Origin of the sequence: Paraburkholderia sp. BCC1886 (assembly GCF_900996245.1) — a bacterium.
GTDB lineage: Bacteria > Pseudomonadota > Gammaproteobacteria > Burkholderiales > Burkholderiaceae > Paraburkholderia.
This window is the reverse complement of record NZ_CAAJGK010000084.1, coordinates 1-596: the sequence shown is the minus strand read 5'-3', so window position 1 is coordinate 596 and position 596 is coordinate 1. Positions and strand designations below refer to the sequence as shown.

Annotated in this window: 1 pseudogene; it reads right to left on the bottom strand. The window is 65.4% G+C overall.

What is annotated here, in order from left to right:
• A pseudogene (locus FQ746_RS34900) lies at nucleotides 1–596 on the bottom strand (heme utilization protein); the annotation flags it as partial.

The window sequence follows — 596 nt, the reverse complement described above, 5'->3', positions numbered from 1 at the left end:
ACCGTCGTCAGCGCGCCGACCTGATCGGTCGTCAAGGCCGCGACCTGGGTCGTCGTCAGCGCTGCAACCTGCGCCGTCTTAAGTGCTGCGATATCCGACGTGGACAGCGCGCCCAGTTGATCCGTGCTCAGCGCGGCCACGTCTTTCGTCGACAGCGAGCCGATCTGCGTCGTCGACAATGCGCCGATCTGCGCGGTGCTCAGAGCGCCCACTTGCGTCGTCGTCAATGCGCCAACCTGCGTGGCCGTCAACGCGCCGACCTGGTCATTGCTCAGTGCGCCGACCTGCGTCGTCGTCAACGCGGCGACCTGTGCCGTCTTCAATGCAGCGATATCCGCGGTGCTGAACGAACCCAGTTGATCCGTGCTCAGTGCGGCCACGTCCGCGTTCGACAGCGCCGCAATCTGGCCAGTCGACAACGCGCCGACCTGCGCCGTGCTCAGTGCGCCGACCTGCGTGGTCGTCAATGCACCAACCTGCAAGGCCGACAACGCGCCGATCTGGTCATTGCTCAATGCACCGACCTGAGCCGTGGTCAACGCGGCCACCTGGCCCGTCTTCAACGCGGCGATTTCACCTGTTGCCAGCGCACCGAC